18 protein-coding genes are annotated in these 22,812 nt (G+C 71.0%); 10 read left to right on the forward strand and 8 right to left on the reverse strand.

Annotation, left to right across the window (positions count from 1 at the left end; all coding sequences use genetic code 11):
* Positions 1 to 108: 108 nt before the first annotated feature.
* Positions 109 to 1,197 (forward strand): DUF4349 domain-containing protein, encoded by a 1,089-nt coding sequence (locus tag ABH927_RS09880; RefSeq protein WP_370020079.1) that lies wholly within the window; start codon positions 109 to 111, stop codon positions 1,195 to 1,197.
* Between the two features lie 155 nt (positions 1,198 to 1,352).
* Here the strand turns inward: ABH927_RS09880 and hemE are convergent, their stop codons facing one another.
* A complete protein-coding gene (gene hemE / locus ABH927_RS09885) occupies positions 1,353 to 2,390 on the reverse strand; it encodes a uroporphyrinogen decarboxylase (RefSeq protein WP_370020080.1) in 1,038 nt (345 codons plus the stop codon).
* Positions 2,391 to 2,982: 592 nt separating this feature from the next.
* Between hemE and ABH927_RS09890 the strand changes: the two genes are divergently transcribed.
* The 5 genes from ABH927_RS09890 to ABH927_RS09910 all read left to right on the forward strand — a co-directional run bounded on the left by ABH927_RS09890 (position 2,983) and on the right by ABH927_RS09910 (position 8,326).
* On the forward strand, positions 2,983 to 3,579 hold the full coding sequence (locus tag ABH927_RS09890; protein ID WP_370020082.1) for a DUF3000 domain-containing protein: 597 nt from the start codon (positions 2,983 to 2,985) through the stop codon (positions 3,577 to 3,579).
* 3 nt (positions 3,580 to 3,582) lie between these two features.
* Positions 3,583 to 4,806 carry an HRDC domain-containing protein gene (locus ABH927_RS09895; protein ID WP_370020084.1) on the forward strand — a complete coding sequence of 408 codons (1,224 nt, stop codon included), beginning with the start codon at positions 3,583 to 3,585 and terminating at the stop codon, positions 4,804 to 4,806.
* A gap of 84 nt (positions 4,807 to 4,890) precedes the next feature.
* A complete protein-coding gene (locus ABH927_RS09900; RefSeq protein WP_370020086.1) occupies positions 4,891 to 6,036 on the forward strand; it encodes a Gfo/Idh/MocA family protein in 1,146 nt (381 codons plus the stop codon).
* A complete protein-coding gene (locus ABH927_RS09905; RefSeq protein WP_370020087.1) occupies positions 6,033 to 7,223 on the forward strand; it encodes a dihydrodipicolinate synthase family protein in 1,191 nt (396 codons plus the stop codon). Before ABH927_RS09900 ends, ABH927_RS09905 begins: the two co-directional genes overlap by 4 nt.
* A 221-nt stretch (positions 7,224 to 7,444) precedes the next feature.
* Positions 7,445 to 8,326: a sugar phosphate isomerase/epimerase family protein gene (locus ABH927_RS09910; RefSeq protein ID WP_370020089.1), complete on the forward strand. Its 882-nt coding sequence runs from the start codon at positions 7,445 to 7,447 to the stop codon at positions 8,324 to 8,326.
* Between the two features lie 96 nt (positions 8,327 to 8,422).
* On the opposite strand, the gene ABH927_RS09915 is transcribed toward ABH927_RS09910, so the two are convergent.
* Positions 8,423 to 9,421: a LacI family DNA-binding transcriptional regulator gene (locus tag ABH927_RS09915; protein ID WP_370020090.1), complete on the reverse strand. Its 999-nt coding sequence runs from the start codon at positions 9,419 to 9,421 to the stop codon at positions 8,423 to 8,425.
* Positions 9,422 to 9,566: 145 nt separating this feature from the next.
* Between ABH927_RS09915 and ABH927_RS09920 the strand changes: the two genes are divergently transcribed.
* The 3 genes from ABH927_RS09920 (at position 9,567) to ABH927_RS09930 (ending at position 13,560) form a co-directional block, all read left to right on the forward strand.
* Positions 9,567 to 10,763 carry an acetyl-CoA C-acyltransferase gene (locus tag ABH927_RS09920; protein WP_370020092.1) on the forward strand — a complete coding sequence of 399 codons (1,197 nt, stop codon included), beginning with the start codon at positions 9,567 to 9,569 and terminating at the stop codon, positions 10,761 to 10,763.
* Positions 10,760 to 12,865: a 3-hydroxyacyl-CoA dehydrogenase NAD-binding domain-containing protein gene (locus ABH927_RS09925; RefSeq protein WP_370020094.1), complete on the forward strand. Its 2,106-nt coding sequence runs from the start codon at positions 10,760 to 10,762 to the stop codon at positions 12,863 to 12,865. The genes ABH927_RS09920 and ABH927_RS09925 overlap by 4 nt, the downstream gene beginning before the upstream one ends.
* Positions 12,866 to 12,939: 74 nt before the next feature.
* Positions 12,940 to 13,560, forward strand: coding sequence for a LysE family translocator (locus ABH927_RS09930; RefSeq protein WP_370020096.1), 621 nt, complete (start codon positions 12,940 to 12,942; stop codon positions 13,558 to 13,560).
* Here the strand turns inward: ABH927_RS09930 and ABH927_RS09935 are convergent.
* Together ABH927_RS09935 and dxs are read right to left on the reverse strand one after the other, a co-directional pair.
* Positions 13,526 to 15,007: an amino acid permease gene (locus ABH927_RS09935; protein WP_370020098.1), complete on the reverse strand. Its 1,482-nt coding sequence runs from the start codon at positions 15,005 to 15,007 to the stop codon at positions 13,526 to 13,528. The genes ABH927_RS09930 and ABH927_RS09935 overlap by 35 nt on opposite strands.
* A gap of 101 nt (positions 15,008 to 15,108) precedes the next feature.
* Positions 15,109 to 17,034 (reverse strand): 1-deoxy-D-xylulose-5-phosphate synthase, encoded by a 1,926-nt coding sequence (gene dxs / locus ABH927_RS09940; RefSeq protein WP_370020238.1) that lies wholly within the window; start codon positions 17,032 to 17,034, stop codon positions 15,109 to 15,111.
* Between the two features lie 259 nt (positions 17,035 to 17,293).
* Here dxs and ABH927_RS09945 point away from each other — a divergent pair, with 259 nt between their 5' ends.
* On the forward strand, positions 17,294 to 18,124 hold the full coding sequence (locus ABH927_RS09945; RefSeq protein WP_370020100.1) for a neutral zinc metallopeptidase: 831 nt from the start codon (positions 17,294 to 17,296) through the stop codon (positions 18,122 to 18,124).
* Between the two features lie 16 nt (positions 18,125 to 18,140).
* On the opposite strand, the gene ABH927_RS09950 is transcribed toward ABH927_RS09945, so the two are convergent.
* The 4 genes from ABH927_RS09950 to ABH927_RS09965 form a co-directional block, all read right to left on the reverse strand.
* Positions 18,141 to 19,343 (reverse strand): ROK family protein, encoded by a 1,203-nt coding sequence (locus ABH927_RS09950; RefSeq protein ID WP_370020239.1) that lies wholly within the window; start codon positions 19,341 to 19,343, stop codon positions 18,141 to 18,143.
* 67 nt (positions 19,344 to 19,410) lie between these two features.
* A complete protein-coding gene (locus ABH927_RS09955; RefSeq protein WP_370020102.1) occupies positions 19,411 to 20,658 on the reverse strand; it encodes a sugar ABC transporter permease in 1,248 nt (415 codons plus the stop codon).
* Entirely contained in the window at positions 20,655 to 21,431 is a 777-nt protein-coding gene (locus ABH927_RS09960; RefSeq protein ID WP_370020104.1) for an ATP-binding cassette domain-containing protein, read from the reverse strand. Before ABH927_RS09960 ends, ABH927_RS09955 begins: the two co-directional genes overlap by 4 nt.
* Before the next feature lie 85 nt (positions 21,432 to 21,516).
* On the reverse strand, positions 21,517 to 22,635 hold the full coding sequence (locus tag ABH927_RS09965; RefSeq protein WP_370020106.1) for a substrate-binding domain-containing protein: 1,119 nt from the start codon (positions 22,633 to 22,635) through the stop codon (positions 21,517 to 21,519).
* Positions 22,636 to 22,812: the final 177 nt, after the last annotated feature.

Raw genomic sequence — 22,812 nt, forward strand, 5'->3', positions numbered from 1 at the left:
ACAGACTCCGCCCGCGCGTCCGGCGGCGCCGCACGACCGCGACGGACCCGTGACGTCATCGTGACGGCCGCCGCCAAACCGGCGTCCCCGGCGCGCCGTCTTAAGGGCATGACACGATTCCGGTACGGAATGGCGGCCCTGGCCGCGGCGGCGTTCATGATTTCCGGGTGCGGCAGCGGCGAGTCCCTCAGCAGCGTGGCCGACAGTGGCGGGACGGCCCGGAGCGCGGCCGCTCCCGTGGCGCCCACGGCGGGGGGCGCAGACGGGGCCGCGGAGGGGTCCTACGCCAAGCGGGAGCCGGCCCTGGCCGAGGACGCGCGGGCGGGGGCGGACACCACGCGTGACCAGGCCCCGCTGAAGATGGAGCCGGTCGATCGGTCGATCGTCTACACGGCCGAGCTGACGGTCCGGGCCACGGACGTGGCGGCCGCGGCGGACAAGGCCAAGCAACTCGTGACAGCCGCCGGGGGCTACGTCGCGGAGGAGAAGAGCGACTCCTACTCCCGGCGCGACGAGGCGGTCATCACCTTCAAGATCCCGCCGGCCCGCTACCAGGAGGTCCTGGCACAGCTCGGCCGCGACCTCGGCAAGCGCGAGTCGCTGCACCAGGGCGCGCAGGACGTCACCGAGGAGGTGGCCGACGTGGACAGCCGGGTGCGGTCGGCCAAGTCCACGCTCGACCAGTTCCGCACGCTGCTCTCCAAGGCGAACAAGATCGGCGAGATCCTGGAGATCGAGCGGGAGATCTCCAGCCGCGAGGCCGACCTGGAGGCGCTCCAGGCCAGGCAGAAGACTCTCGCCGCGCAGACCGGCATGGCGACCGTCACCCTCACCCTCACCGGTCCGGCGCCCGCGCCCGCCAAGCCGAAGGAGAAGGAGTCGGGCTTCGTCTCCGGTCTCAAGGGCGGGTGGAAGGCCCTGGTGAGATCGACCGAGGTCGCGCTGACCGTGCTCGGCGCACTGCTCCCCTGGCTCCTGATAGTCGCCGTCGTCTGGCTGGTCGTCGTGCTGGTGCTGCGCCGCGGAAGGCCTCGCCGTACGGCGGGAGCGTCCCCCGCGCCGGCCCCCGTCCCGCCGTCACCCGGCCTCGAATCCCGTACGGCGGAGCCGGCTCACGCGGGGGTGGCCCACTCGCCGGGGCGGGAGCCCGGCTCCCCCACGCCCGGGCAGCGCGAGCACGAGCAGGAGCAGGAGTAGGCGGGCGGGCCCGGAACCTCAAAGGCGCCGCCCGGCTGAGCGGTGACCGCAGATCAACGCGCTGCCGCGGCAGCCGGCCGCGCCGCGCGCCGACCAGACGCCGCGCGCCGGGCCGCGCTGAGCGGTGACCGCTCAGCCGCTCAGGGGACCGAGGTTCAGCGGACCGAGATCTCGTGGACGAGGTCGGTGAGCCGGGCGAGCTGGTCCGGGTCGGTGGACGGGAGCACGCCGTGTCCGAGGTTGAACACGTGGCCCTCCGCCACCCGGCCGCGCTCCACGACGTCGCGGGCCCGCTCGTCGACGACCTCCCAGGGGGCGAGCAGGATCGCGGGGTCGAGGTTGCCCTGGAGGGCCTTGGCCGCCCCCACCCGCAGCGCCGCCTCGTCGAGCGGCACGCGCCAGTCGACGCCGACCACGTCGGCCCCGGCCTCTCCCATGACGCCGAGCAACTCGCCCGTTCCGACCCCGAAGTGGATGCGCGGCACGCCGAGGTCCGCCAGGCCGGCGAAGATCGCGCTGGTGTGCGGCAGCACGTAGGTCCGGTAGTCGGCGGGGGCGACCGCGCCGACCCAGGAGTCGAAGAGCTGGACGGCCGACGCGCCCGCGGTGGCCTGCACGCGGAGGAAGGCCAGGGTGATGGCGGTCAGCCGCTCCATGAGCTCGTGCCACAGGTCGGGCTCGCCGTACATCATGGCCTTGGTGCGGTCGTGGTTCTTCGAGGGGCCGCCCTCGATGAGGTACGACGCCAGCGTGAAGGGGCCGCCCGCGAAGCCGATGAGCGGGATCCCGTCGAGCTCCTTGACGAGCGCCTGCACGGCCTCCGTGACGTACGGCACGTCGACCGGCTCAAGGGGGCGCAGGGCGGCGACGGCGGCGTGGTCCCGGATCGGCGACCCCACGACCGGCCCTACGCCCGGCTTGATGTCCAGGTCGACCCCGATGGCCTTCAGCGGGACGACGATGTCGCTGAAGAAGATCGCCGCGTCCGTGCCGTACCGGCGGACCGGCTGCATGGTGACCTCCACCACGAGGTCCGGCGTGGCGCAGGCGGTGAGCATGGGGATGCCCTCGCGCACCCTGCGGTACTCGGGCAGCGACCGGCCGGCCTGGCGCATGTACCAGACGGGCGTGTGCGGGACAGGCTCGCGCCGGCAGGCGCGGAGAAAGGCGGAGTCGGCCAGCTGGGGATTCACCCTCCAAGCGTCCCACGTCAGCACACCGGCCGGTCCCCCAACCCGCCGCTCTCGGCGGCCATCGGGACGGACGACGGGGAGAGGGCGCGCCACGCCGCCCGTGTCGTGCGGCACGGATGGTGTCAATGATCGGTATGGTGATTCCCACCCCGTCGTGTGAGTCATTTCACAACTCGGCAAAGTGTTCGTTATGCGGCCATCCGGCATCCATTCCAATACCACTTTCGAGACACGCCGAGTGCGTTGCGGGGAAATGTCGGCGGGACGTGCCAACGTCGGATCAGTCCCGAGCGACCGACACGACCGTGGATCCGACGAGAGGCCCGGAGCGATGACTTCGATGTGGAGTTCCCCCGAACGCCGCACTGAGCACTGTGCCGCCCGCGACTCCGAACGCTTGTTCGGGCAGCCGCGCGGCATGGCCGGCCACGGCGGGCGTCCGGAACCGGTGTTCACGGTCGGCGGGCGCGTTCATTCGAGCGCCCCGCTAATTGCGATGGTCCTTGCGATGGTTACGGCTTGACGACTACTTATGCCCCCCACAGCCACCCCCCTGCTTCGCGCTATGCCGAATCCGACCTACTCTTCGGTCATGACCCTCGGTGAACCGCCGGCGCCTCCCGCCGCCTTCCGGCGCGCGCTGGAGACGTTGCGCCCTGCCGAGGTCAGGCCGGAGATCGAGCTGGAGGACATCCCGGCGCCCCAGCGGCTCGCGCCCTATTCCGGGGCGGTCGGAGCCTCTGTCTACCGCGACGACGACGAGCTCGCCGTCGGCCGCCTGATCATGCTGTTCGACCCGGACGGCCAGCGGGGCTGGGAGGGGCCGTTCCGCCTGGTCGCCTACGTCCGCGCCGACATGGAGCCGGAGATCACCTCCGACCCGCTGCTCGGACCGGTCGCCTGGAGCTGGCTCACCGAGGCGCTCGACGCGCACGGCGCCACGTACGCCGCCGCCGGCGGCACGGTCACCCGGGCGGTGTCGGAGGGCTTCGGCAACAAGGCCGAGGATCCCGTCACCACCGAGCTGGAGCTGCGGGCGTCCTGGTCTCCGCTGGACGAGGACCTGTCGCCGCACGTCGCCGCCTGGTGCGACCTGATGTGCATCGCGGCGGGCATCCCGCCCCTGCCCCCCGACGTCGCGGCGCTGCATCCGCGCCCGGCTCGCCGTGAAGATCCGAAAGTCCCTTGACAAGTGACCGAACCTGAAGTCCAGCCCCTGTTGGAGCCACGCGAAGGAATTCCGCCCGTCATCGAGGACCCGGCAGCGCTGGCGGCTGCCGTGCAGGCCTTCGCCCGGGGGGCCGGGCCGGTCGCGGTCGACGCCGAGCGCGCCTCCGGCTACCGCTACAGCGGGCGCGCCTACCTGGTGCAGCTCCGCCGCGCGGGAGCGGGGAGCGCGCTCATCGACCCGGTGCCCTGCCGCGACCTCACCGCCCTGAACGACGCCCTGGGGACCGCCGAGATCGTCCTCCACGCGGCGACCCAGGACCTGCCGTGCCTCGCCGAGCTGGGCTTCCGGCCCCGGCGGCTGTTCGACACCGAGCTGGCGGGGCGGCTTCTCGGCTATGAGCGGGTCGGGCTCGGGACGATGGTGGAGGTCGTCCTCGGGCTCCGGCTGGAGAAGGGCCACTCGGCCGCCGACTGGTCGACCCGGCCGCTGCCCGAGGCCTGGCTGCGCTACGCCGCGCTCGACGTGGAGGTGCTGATCGAGCTCCGCGACGTCCTCCACGCGGAGCTGGAGACCACCGGCAAGCTGGAGTGGGCACTGGAGGAGTTCACCGCGATCCTGGCGGCCCCGACCGCGCCGCCGAGGAGCGACCCGTGGCGGCGCACCTCGGGCATCCACCGCGTCCGGACGCTGCGCGGCCTCGCCGTCGTGCGGGAGCTGTGGACGCTGCGCGACGAGATCGCCCAGGCCGCCGACCTGGCGCCGGGCCGGGTGCTGCCCGACTCGGCGATCGTGCAGGCCGCTTTGGACCAGCCGCGCACCACCAAGGCGCTCACCGACATCGCGCCGTTCACCGGCCGCAGCGCCCGCCGCCACCTGCGGGAATGGCTCGCCGCGGTGACGCGGGCGCGGAGCATGCCCGACGCGGAGCTGCCGCAGCCGGTCGGCCCCGGCGACGGCCCGCCCCCGGCCAACCGGTGGGCCGACCGCGACCCCGTCGCCGCGAAACGGCTCGCCGCCGCGCGGGCGGTGGTGGCCGCCCTCGCCGACGAGCACCGCATGCCGACGGAGAACCTGCTCCAGCCCGACGCGGTCCGGAGGCTCACCTGGGAGCCGCCCGCCGATCTCTCGGAGGAGGCGATAGCCGTACGGCTGCGCGAGCTCGGGGCGCGGGAGTGGCAGATCGCGCTGACCGCGCACCCGATGGCCAGGGCGCTCGAACGGCTGGAGATCAAGGGCGAGGTCTGACCTCCTCCTGCCTTGTCATGGCGATCGCGGCATGGCTATCCTTTCGGGAAAGCGCTTTCCATATAGCGATGAGGAGTGCTCCGGATGAGCGACCGCGTTGTCGGCGTCGTGATGAACGGCGTCACCGGCCGGATGGGGTATCGCCAGCACCTCGTCCGTTCCGTTCTGGCCATCAACGAGCAGGGCGGGGTGACGCTCTCCGACGGCAGTCGCGTCAGCCTCAGGCCCCTCCTCGTCGGCCGGGATCTCCGCAGGATCGGCGACGTCGCCGACAGGCACGGCATCTCCGACTACACCACCGACCTGGACGACGCCCTGGCGGACCCGGCGAACACGATCTACTTCGACGCCCAGGTGACCCAAGCCCGGGTCGCGGCGACCCTCAAGGCCATCGCCCTGGGCAAGCACGTCTACACGGAGAAGCCGACCGCGGAGACGGTCGCCGACGCCGTACGGCTGGCCGACGCCGCCGCGGAGGCCGGGGTGAAGAACGGCGTCGTGCAGGACAAGCTGTTCCTGCCGGGGCTGCTCAAGCTGAAGCGCCTCATCGACGGCGGGTTCTTCGGCCGGATCCTGTCGGTGCGCGGGGAGTTCGGCTACTGGGTGTTCGAGGGCGACTGGCAGCCGGCGCAGCGCCCGTCGTGGAACTACCGGACCGAGGACGGCGGCGGCATCGTGCTCGACATGTTCCCGCACTGGGGATACGTCCTGGAGAACCTCTTCGGCCGGATCGAGTCGGTGTACGCACACGTCACGACCCACATCCCCGAGCGCTGGGACGAGCGCGGCCAGGTCTACAAGGCGACCGCCGACGACGCGGCCTACGGCGTCTTCGAGCTCGAGGGCGGCGCCGTGGCGCAGATCAACTCCTCCTGGACGGTCCGCGTGAACCGTGACGAGCTGGTGGAGTTCCAGGTGGACGGCACGCACGGCAGCGCCGTCGCCGGCCTGCGCAACTGCCGGATCCAGCATCGCGGCAGCACGCCGAGGCCGATCTGGAACCCGGACATCCCGGTCACCGAGTCGTTCCGCGACCAGTGGCAGGAGGTGCCCGACAATGTGGAGTTCGAGAACGCCTTCAAGCTCCAGTGGGAGATGTTCATCCGCCACGTCCTGGAGGACGCCCCCTTCCCGCACACGTTCGCCGCGGGCGCCCGCAACGTGCGGATCGCCGAGCTGGGCCTGCGCTCCCACGCCGAGGGGCGCCGCCTCCCGGTGGAGGCGCTGTGACCGGCGTCCCCATCGAGATCTCGCTGCCGGGGGCGCCCGAGCCGTACCGGCTGCGTGAGCCCGTCACCTGGGCGCGGCCGGCCGGCGCGCCGTCCTCGCGCGTGGTCTACGCGGCGGCCCACGTGGTCGCCGGCGTCCACGGCGAGAACTGCCCCGGCCTGCCCGCCGACGTCGACTGGGACGCCACGCTGCGCTTCCGGCGGCACCTGTGGTCGTACGGCCTGCGCGTCGCGGACGCCATGGACACGGCCCAGCGGAACATGGGCCTCGACTGGGCCGCCACGCGGGAGCTGATCCGGCGCAGCGCCGCCGAGGCCCGCTCCCTCGGCGACCCGGCGGAGCTGGTGGCCTGCGGCGCGGGCACCGACCACGCGCCGGACGCCGGGACCCTCGACGAGATCATCGCCGCGTACACCGAGCAGGTCGAGACCGTGCGGACGGCCGAGGCCGGGGTGATCCTCATGGCCAGCCGCCAGCTCGCCCGCGTCGCGAGGGGCCCGGACGACTACCACGCGGTGTACGGCAAGCTGCTCGGGCAGGCCGACCGGCCGGTGATCCTGCACTGGCTGGGCGAGATGTTCGACCCCCAGCTCGCCGGATACTGGGGGTCACGCGACGTGGAGGCGGCCACCGAGTCGTTCCTCGCGCTCATCCGCGACCACGCGCCCATGGTGGAGGGCGTCAAGGTGTCGCTGCTGGACGAGGACCACGAGGTGCGGCTCCGCGCGGCGCTCCCCGAGGGCGTCCGGCTGTACACCGGGGACGACTTCAACTACCCGTCGCTGATCAAGTCGGGCTCGCACGCGCTGCTGGGCATCTTCGACGCGATCGCCCCGGCGGCGGCGGCCGCGCTCCAGGCCCTCGACGAGGCGGAGTGGGCCGGCGACGAGCCCACCCGGGCGCGGCACCTGACGGCCTACGACGAGATCTTCGGCCCGACGGTGCCGCTGTCCCGGAAGATCTTCGAAACCCCGACGTACCACTACAAGACGGGCATCGTCTTCCTCGCGTGGCTCGCCGGTCACCAGGACGGGTTCGTCATGGTCAACGGCGCCCAGTCGGCGCGCTCGATCACCCACCTGGCCGAGGTCTTCCGCCTGGCCGACCAGGCGGGCCTGCTTCCCGACCCCGAGCTGGCCGTCCACCGGATGAAGGCCCTCCTCACCACCCACGGCCTACCCGCGTGATCATGCACGAGTTCCTGGTGGGGCAGCTCACCTTGAACGTGATCATGCACGAGTTCCCGCCCGGGGCTTTCATCTGCAGGGACGCCAACGGTGATCATGCACTCAACAACGCGCGCATGATCACGAATCGCATACCCCCACGTCAGGCGGCGTGTCAGGGAATCCGTGCATGATCACGCCGGATGTGGGGGCAGGTCGGGACCATGTCCGGGAGGCCGTGCATGATCACACCCAGTGAGAGGAGAGGGATGGGGTTGGGCAGGGATAGGAATCGGGTTTCGCTGAACCAGTGGACCACCAGGCGGTGGTCGGTCAAGGAGGCCGTGGACGGGTGCGTACGGCACGGCGTCGGGGCCATCGGGCTGTGGCGGCAGAACGTCGCCGAGCAGGGGCTCGATGAGTCCATCACACTGGTCCGCGACGCGGGGCTGCGGGTCTCGTCACTCTGCCGGGGCGGCTTCCTCACCGGGGACTCCTACGAGGAGGACAACCGGCGGGCGATCGACGAGGCGGCCGCGCTCGGCGCGGCGTGCCTGGTCATGGTCGTCGGAGGGCTGCCCGGCGTCGTGCCGGGCGAGCCGCTCGGGGAGATCTCCCGCGACCTGCCGGAGGCCCGGAGGAGGGTCGCCGACGCCCTGGCCGTGCTGGCCCCCTACGCCGCCGAGCGGGGCGTCCGGCTGGGCCTGGAGCCGCTGCACCCGATGTACTGCGCCGACCGGGCCGTCCTGTCCACCCTGGGCCAGGCGCTCGACCTCGCCGCGCCGTACGCGCCGGAGACGGTCGGGGTCGTCGTGGACACCTTCCACGTGTGGTGGGATCCGCAGGTGTTCGAGCAGATCGAGCGGGCGGGGCGGGAGGGGCGGATCGCGTCCTACCAGGTGTGCGACTTCCTGAGCCCGCTGCCCGCCGACGTCCTGCTGGGCCGCGGCATGATGGGCGACGGCGTGATCGACTTCGGGCCGCTGACCGAGGCCGTGACGGCCGCCGGGTACACGGGGGACATCGAGGTCGAGATCTTCAACGCCGACGTCTGGGCCGCCGACCCCGACGAGGTCATGGCGACGATGAAGACCCGCTTCGCCGCGCTCGTCCAGCCGCTCTGATCGGACCCCTCATCGGACCCTCTGATCGGACCCTCTGATCGGACGCGACGTCCCCTGGTCTGAGGCGGCCGGAAGCCCCTTGAGGCTTCCCGGCGCTCAGACCAGGGGCCGGACGCTCTCGCGGAGAACGACCTCGCACTCGACGTGGACCAGGCGCGGCTCGCCGCCCTCCTCGCCCGAGAGGGCCAGCTCGACCGCCTGGGCGCCCATCTCCGTGAGCGGCAGCCGCACCGTCGTGAGGCTCGGGGTGAGGTCGCGCAGGGGCTTTATGTCGTCGAACCCGGCCACCGAGATGTCGTCCGGCACCCGCACACCCCGGCTCCTGAGGGCGGCGAGCGCGCCGACCGCCATCACGTCGTTGACCGCGAAGACGCAGGTCGCCCCGGTGACCTCCTGGACCGCCTCGTAGCCGCCGTCCCGGTCGAAGGGGCCGTGGATCACCTGCGGCTCGGGGAGGCCGAGCCCGGCGAGCGCCTCCGCGAACCCGGCGGAGCGGTCGGCGGCCGTGATGAGATGAGGCGGCCCGGCCAGCACGGCGAACCTGGTGTGCCCCAGAGCGGCCAGCGCGCGGGCCAGCTCGGCCGCCCCCTCGCGGTTGGCCGGCGCGATCGTGCCGACGCCGAGCAGGTCCTGACCGACGCAGGCGACGCGGCCGCCGGACTCGCGGTAGCGGTCCAGCTCCGCCCGCAGCCGGGAGGTCACGTCCGGGTCGGTGACCCGGGAGCCCGAGATCAGCACCGCGCGGACGCGCTGGGCGTTCAGGGTGGAGACGTAGGCGATCTCCCGCTCGGGATCGCGGTGGGTGGTGCCGACCATCACCATGTGGCCGTGCGCCTCGGCCGCCCGCATCGCGCCGTCGGCGAGCGCGGCGAAGTAGGGGTCGACGAGGTCGTGGACGACCAGCCCGATGACGTTGCTCGCGCCGCGGGCCAGCGTCTGGGCCGCCACGTTGGTCCGGTAGCCGAGCACGGCGGCCGACTTCTCGACCCGCTCGCGCATCGCCCGCCCCACGTTGCGGGAGCTGCCGTTGAGCACGCGCGACGCCGTCGCGAGCGACACCCCCGCGTGCCGCGCGACGTCTTCCAGAGTGACCACGCAACCTCCAGTGGAAAGCGGTTTCCAGTATGCCAAAGCACCGCTGTCACGAGGCCATGCTTCCATGGCCGCACCCCTGACCCCGACAACGGTTACCGGCCAGTAGCATGTGGAGTGAAGCTACCGACAAGTAGGAGCCAACCCCGTGCCTGCGTCCCGTGAAGTCGTCTTCGTCGACGGCGTTCGGACGCCTTTCGGCAAGTCGGGCCCCAAGGGCCTGTACGCCGAGACGCGTGCCGACGACCTGGTTGTCCGCGTCATCCGCGAGCTGATGCGGCGCAACCCCAACCTCCCGCCCGAGCGGGTGGACGAGGTCGCCATCGCGGCCACCACCCAGATCGGCGACCAGGGTCTCACCATCGGCCGGTCGGCCGCGGTGCTGGCCGGGCTGCCGAAGTCGGTCCCCGGCTACGCCATCGACCGCATGTGCGCCGGGGCGATGACCGCCGTCACGACGGTGGCGGGCGGCATCTCCTTCGGAGCATACGACGTGGCCATCGCCGGCGGCGTCGAGCACATGGGCCGCCACCCGATGGGCGAGGGCGTCGACCCCAACCCGCGGTTCCTGTCCGAGCAGCTCGTGGACGGCTCGGCCCTGATCATGGGCATGACCGCGGAGAACCTGCACGACCGCTACCCGTCCATCACCAAGGACCGCGCCGACGCCTACGCCGTGGCCTCGCAGGAGAAGGTGGCCAAGGCGTACGCCGACGGCAGGATCCAGCATGACCTGGTGCCGATGGCGACCCGCAAGGCGGCCGAGGGCTGGGGGCTGGCCACGGCCGACGAGGCTCCCCGGCCCGGCACCAGCCTGGAGGGCCTGCGGAGCCTGAAGACCCCCTTCCGCGCGCACGGCAGGGTCACGGCGGGCAACGCGTCCGGCATCAACGACGGCGCGACGGGCTGCATCGTGGCCGCCGAGGAGGTCGCCGAGGAGCTCGGGCTGACCCCGCGCATGCGGCTGGTCTCCTACGCCTTCGCCGGCGTGGACCCCGAGGTCATGGGCGTCGGCCCGATCCCGTCGACCGAGCGGGCGCTGCGCCTCGCCGGGCTGTCCATCGGTGACATCGGCCTCTTCGAGATCAACGAGGCCTTCGCCGTACAGGTGCTGGCCTTCCTGGAGCACTTCGGCATCGCCGACGACGACCCCCGCGTGAACCCGTACGGCGGCGCGATCGCGTTCGGCCATCCGCTGGCGTCGTCGGGCGTCCGGCTGATGACCCAGCTCGCCCGCGAGTTCGCCGAGCGGCCCGACGTCCGGTACGGCATCACCACGATGTGCGTCGGCATGGGCATGGGCGGCACGGTCATCTGGGAGAACATCGGAGGGAATCCGGCATGAGCAACGTCGAGAACTGGAAGTCCCTCCTCAGCGAGAAGACCGCCGGCGAGGTCGTCACGAAGGCGCTCGTCCGCGACGTCGAGCTGCCGTACGGCGCGGGCACCATGGCGCTGATCACCCTGGACAACGGGTTCGACCACACCAAGCCCAACACGTTCGGCCCGCACGGCCTGCTCGCGCTGAACGAGGCCCTCGACGGCATCGCCGCCCGGAGCGACGTCGCGGCCGTCGGAGTCGTCGGCAAGCCGTTCATCTTCGCGGTCGGCGCCGACCTCAAGGGCGCCGCGACCGTGAGCTCGCATGAGGAGGCCAAGGCCATCGGGGCGCTGGGACACCACGTCTTCCGCCGCCTGGGCGAGCTCGCCGTCCCGTCGTTCGCCTTCGTCAACGGCGCGGCGATGGGCGGCGGCCTGGAGATCGCGCTGCACTGCACGTATCGCACCGTGTCCTCCGGCGTCCCGGCCATCGCGCTCCCGGAGTGCTTCCTCGGCCTCGTCCCCGGCTGGGGCGGCACGCAGCTCCTCCCCCGCCTGATCGGCCCCGAGAAGGCCATCAAGCTGATCATCGAGAACCCGCTGTCCCAGAACCGGATGATCAAGGGGCGCGACGCGTTCGCGCTCGGGATCGCCGACGCGATGTTCCAGCCGGCCGACTTCCTGGAGGAGTCGCTCCGCTGGGCCGCCGAGATCCTTCGCGGCGACGTGGCCGTGGAGCGGCGGCCGCACACCGAGGACGACTGGACCCCGGTGATCGAGCAGGCGCGGACGCTGGTCGACCTGAAGCTCCGCGGCGCCTCCCCCGCGCCCTACCGTGCGCTCGACCTGGTGGCGCTGGCCCGCACCGCGTCGCGGGACGAGGGTTTCGCGGCCGAGGACGAGGCGCTCGCCGACCTGCTGATGAGCGACGAACTGCGCGCCGGGCTGTACGCGTTCGACCTCGTGCAGCGCCGGGCCAAGCGGCCCGCGGGCGCGCCGGACAAGTCGCTGGCCCGCAAGGTCACCAAGGTCGGCGTCGTGGGCGCCGGGCTGATGGCCTCGCAGCTCGCGCTGCTGTTCGCGCGCCGGCTGGAGGTGCCGGTCGTGCTGACCGACCTCGACCAGGCCCGCCTGGACAAGGGCGTCGGCTACGTGCACGCCGAGGTGGACAAGCTGCTGGGCAAGGGACGGATCTCCGGCGACCAGGCCAACCGGCTCAAGGCCCTGGTGACCGGCTCGCTGACGAAGGACGCGTTCGCGGACGCCGATTTCGTCATCGAGGCCGTCTTCGAGGACCTGAAGGTCAAGCAGCGGGTCTTCGCCGAGGTCGAGGAGGTCGTCTCCGAGACGTGCGTGCTGGCCACCAACACCTCCTCGCTGTCGATCACCGAGATGGCGTCCGAGCTGCGGCATCCGGAGCGGGTGGTGGGCTTCCACTTCTTCAACCCGGTCGCCGTGCTGCCGCTGTTGGAGATCGTCCGGGGCGCGGCGACCGACGACGCGACGCTCGCCACGGCCTTCGCCGTCGGCAAGTCGCTGAAGAAGTCGTCCGTCCTGGTGAAGGACGCCCCCGCGTTCGTCGTCAACCGGCTGCTGACCCGCTTCATGGGCGAGGTCACCGCGGCCGCCGACGAGGGCACCCCGCTGGAGGTGGCCGACCACGCGCTGGACGGCCTCGGCCTGCCGATGACGCCGTTCACGCTGCTCCAGCTCGTCGGCCCCGCCGTCGCGCTGCACGTGGCGGAGACCATGCACGCGGCCTTCCCCGACCGCTACGGCGTCTCGGAGAACCTGGCCAGGCTCGTCGCGGCGGGCAAGCCCGGCGTCTACGGCGCGGACTTCCAGATCGATCCCGAGGTGCGGGCGCTGTTCGAGGGCGGCTCCCACCCCTCGTCCGCCGAGGACGTGCGGCTCCGCGCGCTCCGGGCGCTGGCCCAGGAGATCCGGCTCATGCTCGACGAGGGCGTGGTGGCCGCTCCCGAGGATATCGACCTGTGCATGATCCTCGGGGCGGGCTGGCCGTTCCACACCGGCGGCGTCACGCCGTACCTCGACCGGACCGGCATCTCCGAGGAGGTCACCGGCGGCCGGTTCCTGCCGCCGGGGGTCGCCTCGGTTCCCGCATAGCGGGTTAGACGCGCCGCCGCCCTCTCGATAGCCTCACGTGAACATCTCGAAAGGGATATCGGGAGGGCGGCGGCGTGCGCGAGTTGCTGCTCGGGCTCAGCCTCGGGCTGGGCGCCGGGGTGACGCCGGGGGCCCTGCTGAGCCTGGTGATCACCGCCAGCCTGCGCGGGGGCTTCCGGGCCGGGCTGCGCCTGGCCTGCGTGCCGCTGCTGTCGGACCTCCCGGTCGTGCTGCTGTCGATCACGGCCGTCGGCGCGCTGCCCGGCCTGATGGTGCGGGTCCTGTCGGTCGTGGGCGGCCTCTACGTCGTCTACCTCGGCGTCTCCACGATCCGCGAGGCCCGTACGGCGAAGCCGCCCGAGCCCGGGGCCGTCGAGCCGTCCGCGCGGAGGGCGGTGCTGCACGGGGTCGTGGTCAACCTCCTCAACCCGCATCCCTGGCTGTTCTGGATCGCGGTCGGCGCGCCCGTCTTCACCGCCGCGTGGGGCAGGGTCCCCGCGTCGGCGCTCGCCTTCGTCTTCGGCTTCTACCTCGTCCTGTGCGGATCCAAGGTGGTGCTGGCCTGGGCGATCGGGGCGGGACGGCACCGCCTCACGCCGGGGGGCTACCGGATCCTGCTGGGCGCCGCCGGAGTCCTGCTGACCGCGGCCGGGGCCGTGCTCATGTTTCAAGGAGTGATGGCCGCTCCCCGCTGACCGAGACCCGGCTGCGGCGGTGGCCGTACGCGAAGTAGACGCCGGTGCCGACGATCATCCAGATGAGGAACCGGAGCCACGTCTCCACCGGCAGGTTGAGCATCAAATAGACACAGGCGAGCACCGACAGGATCGGCAGCACCGGAACCCACGGCGTGCGGAACGACCGCGGCAGATCGGGACGGGTCCTCCGCAGCAGGACGACCGCGATCGAGACGATGACGAACGCGAAGAGCGTGCCGATGTTGACGAGCTCCGCGATCGCGCTGAGCGGGATGAGAGCCGCCAGCAGCGCGGTGACGACTCCGATGATGATCGTGATGACGTACGGCGTGCGGAACCGGGGGTGGACGCGGGCCAGCCGGCGCGGCAGCAGGTTGTCCCGGCACATCGCGAACAGCACCCGGCTCTGGCCGAGCATGAGGATCATGACGACCGTGGTCAGACCCGCGATTCCGCCGAAGCTGATCAGCGTCGCCAGCCACGGCTGCCCCACGGCGCGGAAGGCGTCGGCGAGCGGGGCCGAGACGCTGAGCTGACTGTAGTGCTGCATACCCACGACGACGAGCGAGACCGCGACGTAGAGGATCGTGCAGATGACGAGTGAGGCGATGATGCCGATCGGGAGGTCGCGCTGCGGGCGGCGGGTCTCCTCGGCCGCCGTCGCCACCACGTCGAACCCGATGTAGGCGAAGAAGACGAGCGCGGCGCCGGTGAAGATCCCGAAGACGCCGTAGACGACGGGCTTCACCCCGAACAGCACCTGGATGAGCGGCGCGCCGAGCCCGCTCTTGCCCACGATCTCGTGGGACGGCGGGATGAACGGCTGGTAGTTGGCGCCCTTCACGAAGAACAGCCCGGCGACGATGACGAGCAGCACGACCGCGACCTTGATCGCCACCATCGTCGCGTTGAACCGGGCCGACAGCTTGATCCCGGCCACCAGGACGGCCGTCAGCAGCAGCACGATCAGCGCGGCCGGCACGTTGAAGACCGCCTTGTCACCGGCGATCGACTCCGGCAGGTAGACGCCGAAGTTCTTCAGCAGTGAGGCGAAGTAGCCCGACCACCCCGACGCCACCACGGCCGCTCCGAGCGCGAGCTCCAGCATGAGGTCCCACCCTATGATCCACGCGGGGAACTCGCCGATCGTGGCGTACGCGAACGTGTAGGCCGATCCCGCCACTGGGACGGCGGCGGCGAACTCGGCATAGCAGAGGGCCGCCAGGCCGCAGGCGACGGCGGCGACCACGAAGGAGAGCGCCACGGCCGGCCCCGCCGTGTCGCGCGCCGCCACGCCGGTCAGCACGAAGATGCCCGTGCCGACGATGACGCCGATGCCGAAGACGGTCAGGTCGAGGGCGGTCAGGCTTCGTTTGAGGCGATGCTCGCCGCCCTCGGCGTCTGCTATTGACTGCTCAACGGACTTTGTCCGGAAAACGCTCATCCGCAGGCTCCTCATCACGCCGATGACCTGCAGACTTCCCGGAAAAGCGATCCTTACTCGCGGTTGACAGAGTAGTTGCCCGGACAGTTACCGAGCAGGCGCTAGACCTGGCGGGCGGGGTGGCCCTCCAGCACGGGCGACCGCTTGGCGACCGCCTCGGTGATCTCCCGGGCGAGGTCCTGCCCGGTGAGGCCGATGTCCGCGAGGATCTTCGCCCGCTTGGCGGGGTCGAGGAACCGCTGCGGGATGCCGTAGGTCCGCACCGGCACGTCCACGTCGGCGTCGCGCAGCAGGCGCGCCACGGCGTCGCCGACACCGCCGACCCTGCCGTTGTCCTCCACCACCACGACGAGCTTGTGGGCGGAGGCGGCCAGCACCAGGGCCTCGTCCAGCGGCTTGACCCAGCGCGGGTCCACCACGGTGGCGGAGATGCCCTGGGCGTCGAGCAGGGTCGCCGCCTCCATGCAGATCTCCGCCATCGGGCCCACCGCGACCAGCAGCACGTCCGGGTCGCCCGCGCGCAGCACGTCCGGGTCGCCCGCGCGCAGCACGTCCATCTCGCCGAGCTTCCCGACGGCCTCGATCTCCTTGGGCACCGCGCCCTTGGGGAAGCGGACCACCGACGGGCCGCCCTCGACGCCGAGCGACTCGGCCAGCAGTTCGCGGAGCCGTACGGCGTCGCGCGGGACGGCGATGGACAGGCCGGGGACCACCTGGAGGATCGACAGGTCCCACATGCCGTTGTGGCTGGCCCCGTCGTCGCCCGTGACGCCGGCCCGGTCGAGCACCACCGTGACGGGCAGCCGGTGCAGGGCGACGTCCATCAGGAGCTGGTCGAAAGCGCGGTTGAGAAAGGTCGCGTAGACGGCCACGACCGGGTGCAGGCCGCCGAGCGCCAGCCCGGCCGCGCTCGTCAGCGCGTGCTGCTCGGCGATGCCCACGTCGTAGATCCGGTCCGGGTAGGCGTCCGCGAACGCGGCCAGCCCCGTCGGGTGGAGCATCGCCGCGGTGATCGCGACCACGTCCTGCCGCTCCGCGCCGATCTTGACCATCTCCTCGCTGAACACGTTGGTCCAGCTGTGCGGCCTGGGGCGCTCCTCGCCGGTCTCGACGTCGAACGGCTGGGGGCTGTGGAAGCAGTCCTCGTCGTGGTTCTCCGCGTGCGAGTAGCCGTTGCCCTTGCGGGTGAGCACGTGCACGATGACCGGCCCGCGGAACGCCCTGGCGCGGCGCAGCGCCGCCTCCACGGCCTCCTCGTCGTGGCCGTCGATCGGACCGACGTACTTCAGCCCCAGGTCCTCGAACATGACCTGCGGCGAGAAGATGTCCTTGAGCCCCTTCTTGACGCCGTGCAGGGTCTCGTAGAGGGGCCCGCCGACGACCGGCACCCTGCCGAGGTTGTTCTTGACGAGCTCCAGCGCGTGCTCGTAGCCCTGGGTCATCCGCAGCGACGACAGGTGCGACGCGAGACCGCCGATCGTCGGGGAGTAGGAGCGGCCGTTGTCGTTCACCACGACGATCAGCGGCAGGTCCTTGTGCCCCGCGATGTTGTTCAGCGCCTCCCAGGCCATGCCGCCCGTCAGCGCGCCGTCGCCGATCACGGCCACGACCGTGCGGTCGGACTCCTGGCGGAGCCGGAAGGCCTTGGCCAGGCCGTCCGCGTAGGACAGCGCGGTCGAGGCGTGCGAGTTCTCGATGACGTCGTGCTCGGACTCCGCCTGGCTGGGGTAGCCGGACAGCCCGCCCTCCTGCCGGAGCGTGCCGAAGTCGCCCGCGCGGCCGGTCAGCATCTTGTGCACGTACGCCTGGTGGCCGGTGTCGAAGAGGATGCGGTCCCGTGGGGAGTCGAAGACGCGGTGCAGGGCGATGGTCAGCTCGACGACGCCGAGGTTGGGGCCGAGGTGGCCGCCGGCCCTGGCGACGGAGGTGATCAGCAGGTCGCGGATCTCGGCGGCGAGGCGCGGCAGTTGCCCGGCCGCCAGGTTCTTCACATCGAGCGGGTCCCTTATCGTCTCCAGAATCCCCACCGAGGTCATCCCTTCCCGCTCGCCGTTGAACAGATCGAGTCTAGTTCGCGGCGAGGCGCGTCCTTCCATGGGCTGCACTGAACCTTGACGTACCCCCCTTGGATTCCCTTTGATTCCGCTTTACCCACAGCTCACTTCTCCCCTACGCTCGTGATCTCGTGCCGAGACCGATGTCATGCCATATCGCGCTGTGTCCGGATATTTCGTCACGTTTGCCACGCTTCCTGCCTGACTCTCTTTGCGTTGGGGACGCTTACTCATGATCCGCACCAGGTTCCGCCCGATCGCCGTCGCGATCGCCGCGGCCGCCACCGTCCTTTCCCTGTCCGGTACGGCTGCCGCCTCGGGCGCCACCACCGCCTCCGAGGTCTCCGGGGCGACCTCCGCTCGGGCGGCCACGCCGGTTCCGACGGGCAAGGCCGCGCTCACCCGGAACCCCATTTACAAGACCGGCCAGTTCGACTTCACCGAGTGCAAGGAGCTGGACCGCCGCCCGGACGACGTCGAGTCCTACAAGATCTATCTGGACCACCTGCTCGACTGCCTCAACCTCTCCTGGGCGGAGGAGTTCCGGCAGGCCGGGCTGTCGTTCGCCAAGCCGAAGGTCCGCTTCATCACCAGCGCCGTCAAGACGGGCTGCGGCAAGTACCCGGCGCCGTACGCCGCGGGGATCTACTGCCAGGCCGACAAGACGATGTGGATCCTCATCTACAAGCAGCAGCTCGCCGACCCGTCGGAGTTCGAGCTGTTCCAGGTGATCGCCCACGAGTACGGACACTACGTCCAGGACCGCGTCGGCATCCTCCGAGCCACGGATAAGCTGGCGCCCCACTTCGGCACGGCCAAGTTCTACTCCCTGAACCGGCGGGTCGAGCTCCAGGCCGAGTGCTTCTCCGGCGCGTTCATCGGCAGCATCTGGCACTCCCTCGGCCGCGACCAGTTCGACTGGGACGACCTGCTCGACTACAAGTACGGCGACAAGTGGCACGGCACGCGCAAGAGCATCGTCTACTGGCTCAAGCGCGGCTGGAACGGCAACGGCCCAAGCGTGTGCGACACCTTCACCGCCCCGGCGTCCAAGGTCGCCTGACGTCTCAGCCCGGCGTTCAGGGCGCGAGACGCGCCAGGACCTCCAGGGGGTCGGCGAGCACCTGGGCGAAGGCCAGCTCGGCGGCCCCCATCAGGGTCGCGTCGTCTCCTAGCACGGACGTGCGCAGCCGGAGGCGCTCCCGTGACGCGGCGAGCGTCACGGTGTTGATCCGGCTGCGCACCTGGGCGGCCGACCCCAGGTACAGCTCTCTCAGCATGCCGCCGAAGATGACCATCTCGGGGTTGAAGACGTTGACCAGGTTGGCGACGCCCAGGCCGAGCCAGTCGCCGACGCGCTGAAGGGCCTCCTGGGTCACCACGTCGCCCCGGTCGGCGGCGTCCACGACGGCCCGCACGCCGTCCCTTCCGATGGCCTCGCCGTACCGGCCCGCGTGCTCCATCAGGGCCCGCTCCCCCACCTCGGCCTCCAGGCAGCCGCGCGACCCGCAGCCGCAGGGCCGCCCGCCGGGGTTGACCACCATGTGGCCGACCTCGCCGCCGTATCCGGCGAACCCGCCGAGCAGTTGGCCGTTCACCACGATGCCGCCGCCGATGCCGACGTCTCCGTGCAGGTAGATGAGGTCGCGGCAGCCCATGCCGATCCCCCGCGTGTGCTCCGCGAGGGCGCCCAGGTTGGCGTCGTTACCGACCGCGACGGGCAGGCCGAGCGCGAGCTTCCTGGACAGCTCGTCGCCGAAGGGCCCCTCTTCCAGGCCGATGTTGGGCCCGATCCTGACGACGCCGTCCGATTTGCGCACCGCGCCGCAGAACGCCGCCGCCGCCCCCACGCACACCGTGTCGGCCCGGGTCTTGCGGTGCATCTGCCGGGCGAACCCGGCCAGCATGCCGACGACCCCGGCCATGTCGAACGGCCCGCGCTGCCGTACGGCCTCGCGGCGGTCGAGGATCACGCCGCCGAGGCCGATGCGCGCGGCGGCCACCCGGTCCACGCCCACGTCGAAGGCGAGGACGTAGACCCGGGCGGACTCGGGCCGCACCACCAGGGACGGGCGACCCGCCCGCCCGGTGTCCCTGGGGAGCTCCTCCCTGACGAGGCCCGCGGCCGTCAGGTCGGCGGTCAGCGCCATGATGGTGCTGCGGTTCAGCCCCATGAGGGTGGTCAGCTCCGCCCGGGAGGTGGGCCCTCCCAGGTGGACGTGGCGGAGCAGGGTGCCGAGGTTGTGCTTGCGGATCTCCTCCTGTGAGGGACCTGCGCGCATCATGGAGCCAGCCTCGGCTTTCCTAGGGGGTCAGGGGTCGGGGATCACCCTACTGTGATGTGGGAGATCATCGTCTTCCGGTCGCGGCCGCCCGCTTCCTGGACAGGGCGTCCACGCCCGCGGCCAGCAGCAGCACCGAACCGGTGACGACATACTTCACGCCCGCGCTGTAGCCCATCAGGCCCATGCCGTTCTGGATGACGGCCACGACCGCGCCGCCGAGCACGGCGTCGAGCGCGCGTCCCTTGCCGCCGAACAAACTGGTGCCGCCGATGACGGCCGCGCCCACGGCGAACAGCAGCACGTCGCTGCCGCCGGTGTTGGGGTCGACCGAGTTCGCGCGGGACGCGGCGATGATGCCGCCGATCGACGCCATGAAGGAGCAGATCACGAACGCGGAGATGCGGATCCCGTCGACGTTGATGCCGGCCCGGCGCGACGCCTCGGCGTTGCCGCCCACCGCGTACACGTGCCGGCCGTACGGCGTGCGGTGGAGGACGAACGTCCACACGAGCAGCAGGACGACGATCACCGGGACCACGATCGGCACGCCCTTGAGCGACACGATCAGCTCGTTGCGGCTGCGCTCCAGGTTGAGCACGTAGACCGCTACGCCCGCGATCACCGCGAGCGCCGCCACGCGGAAGACGATCAGGATGAGCGGGTCGGCGACGAGGCCGCGGCCGCTGCGGCGGCGGGCCTTCACCAGCTGGATGACGGCGTAGGCGGCCACACCCACGATCACCGCGACCCAGCTGACCACCGGCGGCACGTTGCTGTTCGCGACGGCCAGGATCGTCTCGTCGCGGATCGAGATGTTCGTTCCGCCCTTGACCAGGAGCAGCAGGACGCCCTGGAAGGCGAGAAACGCCGCCAGCGTGACGACGAACGACGGGATCCCGAGCTTGGCGACCAGCGTGCCGAGGACCGTGCCGATGATGGCGCCGGTCAGCATGGAGGCCCCGACCGCGGCGTACCAGGGCCAGCCCTCGTTGGTGAGGAGGACCGCGAGCACCGCCGCGCAGACGCCGCTGGCGAAGCCCGCCGACAGGTCGATCTCGCCCAGCAGCAGCACGAAGATGAGGCCCATCGCGATGACGGTGACCGCGGCGCCCTGCGTGAACAGGTTCGCGAAGTTCACCGGCGACAGGAAGGCCGGGCGCAGGACCGAGAAGACCACGCACAGCACGACGAGGCCGAAGACCGCGGGGAGGGCCCCGAGCTCGCCGCCCCGCACCCGCTCGACGTAGCCCTTCACGTGGACGCCGATCGCGGAGCCGGAGGTGCTCCGCTCCGGGAGCGTTTCCGTCGTCATGATGCCGCTCCGTTGCCGTTCCTGAGGCCGAGCTCCCCGCTGCGCCCGGAGGTGATGAGTTCCACGACCTGCGAGTGAGTCACGTCGGAGGTCCTGACCTGGGCGGCCATCCGCCCGAGATAGAGGGCCGCGATCCGGTCGGACACGGCGAAGACGTCGTTCATGTTGTGCGAGATGAGTACCACGGCGAGGCCGTTGTCGGCCAGCCGGCGGACGAGCTCGAGCACCTGGGCGGTCTGCGCGACGCCGAGCGCGGCCGTCGGCTCGTCGAGGATGACGACCTTGCTGTTCCACAGGACGGCCTTGGCGATCGCCACGGTCTGCCGCTGGCCGCCGGAGAGGCTGGAGACCTGCTGGCGGAGCGACTTCACCGTCCGGACCGACAGGCCGGCCAGCGTCTTGGCCGCCATCTCCTCCATCGTGGCCTCGTCCAGGACCAGGCCGCTTGTGCGCTCCCGTCCGAGGAACATGTTCTGCACGATGTCGAGGTTGTCGCAGAGCGCGAGGTCCTGATAGACGATCTCGACGCCCAGCGCCGCCGCGTCCCTCGGCCCGCTCACCTGGACCTTCTCGCCGTCGAAGAAGTACTCGCCGGCGTCGATCGGGTAGATCCCGCCGATGCACTTGACGAGCGTGGACTTGCCGGCGCCGTTGTCGCCGACCAGTGCTGTCACCTCTCCGGGGTACACCGAGAAGGCGACGTCGTGAAGGACCTGCACGGGACCGAAGCTCTTGTCGATGCCGCGCAGTTCCAGGACCGGTCCCTGGGACACGATGGGCTACTCCGTTGATGAAGGGGCGTTGATGAAGGGGCCGGTACGGCTTGCCGCGCCGTACCGGCCCGTAGGGGAAGGGGGCTTAGCTGACGCCGGCCTTGGCGCACTTGTCGGCGAACTCGCCGGTGCACAGCTCGTCCTTGGAGACGAACCCGTCGGCCACGACATCCTTCACGTTGTCGAAGTAGATGGGCTGCGGGTCGAGCAGGACCGCGGGCACGTCCCGGCCGCTCTGGGTGTCCTTGACCGTCGCGGTCGCCGCCGGCTTCTCACCCTTGGCCAGGGCGATGGCGAGCTGCGACGTGGCGTCGGCCTCCTTCTTGATCGCCTTGTAGACCGTCATGCACTGGTCGCCGGCGAGGATGTTCTGCAGGCCCTGCACGGTGGCGTCCTGGCCGGTGACCGGGACCTTGCCGTTGAGCTTCTGCTTCTTCAGCACGGCGATGGCGGCGTTGCCGAGGCCGTCGTTCGCGGCGAGCACGCCACCGATCTTCGGCTCCTGGGTCAGCATCTGCTCGAAGATCGTGCCGGCCTGGGCGTTGTCCCAGTCCGGGACCGACTGGTCCGGGCCCTTCTTGTACTCGCCGGAGTCGTACTTCGGCTTGAGCACGCCGTCGTAGCCGTTCTTGAACAGCGTGGCGTTGTTGTCGGTCGGCGAGCCGTTCAGCTCGGCGATGATCGGCTTGTCGGCCTTGTTGTCGGTCAGGCACTTGGCCAGGCCCTCGCCCTGCAGCGTGCCGACCTTGGTGTTGTCGAACGACACGTAGTAGGAGGCGCTGCCGCCCAGCGTCAGGCGGTCGTAGTCGATCGTCGCGACGCCCTGCGACTTGGCCTTGTCCAGGACGGCCTTGCCGGTGCCGCTGTCCAGGTTCACGATCACCAGCACGGTCGCGCCGTTCGTGATCATCTGGTCGGCGATGGTCTGGAAGGCGGTCTTGTCGCCCTGGGCGTTCTGGATGTCCGACTGCACGCCGGCCGCGTCGAAGGCCTCCTTGAGGTACTTCCGGTCAGCGGTCTCCCACCGGGCCGACGACTTGCTGTCCGGGAGGATGACGCCGATCTTGCCGACCTTGGCGCCGGCCGCGGACGACGGCGCGCCGCTGCTCTGAGCGGAGGTGTCACCGCTCTCGCCCCCGCAGGCGGTGAGACCGAAGGAAAGCGCCGCGGCGGCGGCACCGATGCTGAGGATCCCCTTGCGCATTTGGCGTGGGTCCTTTCTCTGGCTGGGGGTCTGTGAGGGAAGCACGGCCGAGCTCGTCGCGATCTCAGAAGCCGGCATGCGATCGCGGGTGACGTGGCCGTCCGGTACGGCAGAGCCGGGTCACGGCCATCACCGCTCCAGGGAATGTTGTTTGAGACAACGTAAGCCAGAAGTCAT

Origin of the sequence: Planotetraspora sp. GP83, from assembly GCF_041262585.1 — a bacterium.
In the GTDB taxonomy this organism is placed as follows: Bacteria; Actinomycetota; Actinomycetes; order Streptosporangiales; family Streptosporangiaceae; genus JAOEGB01.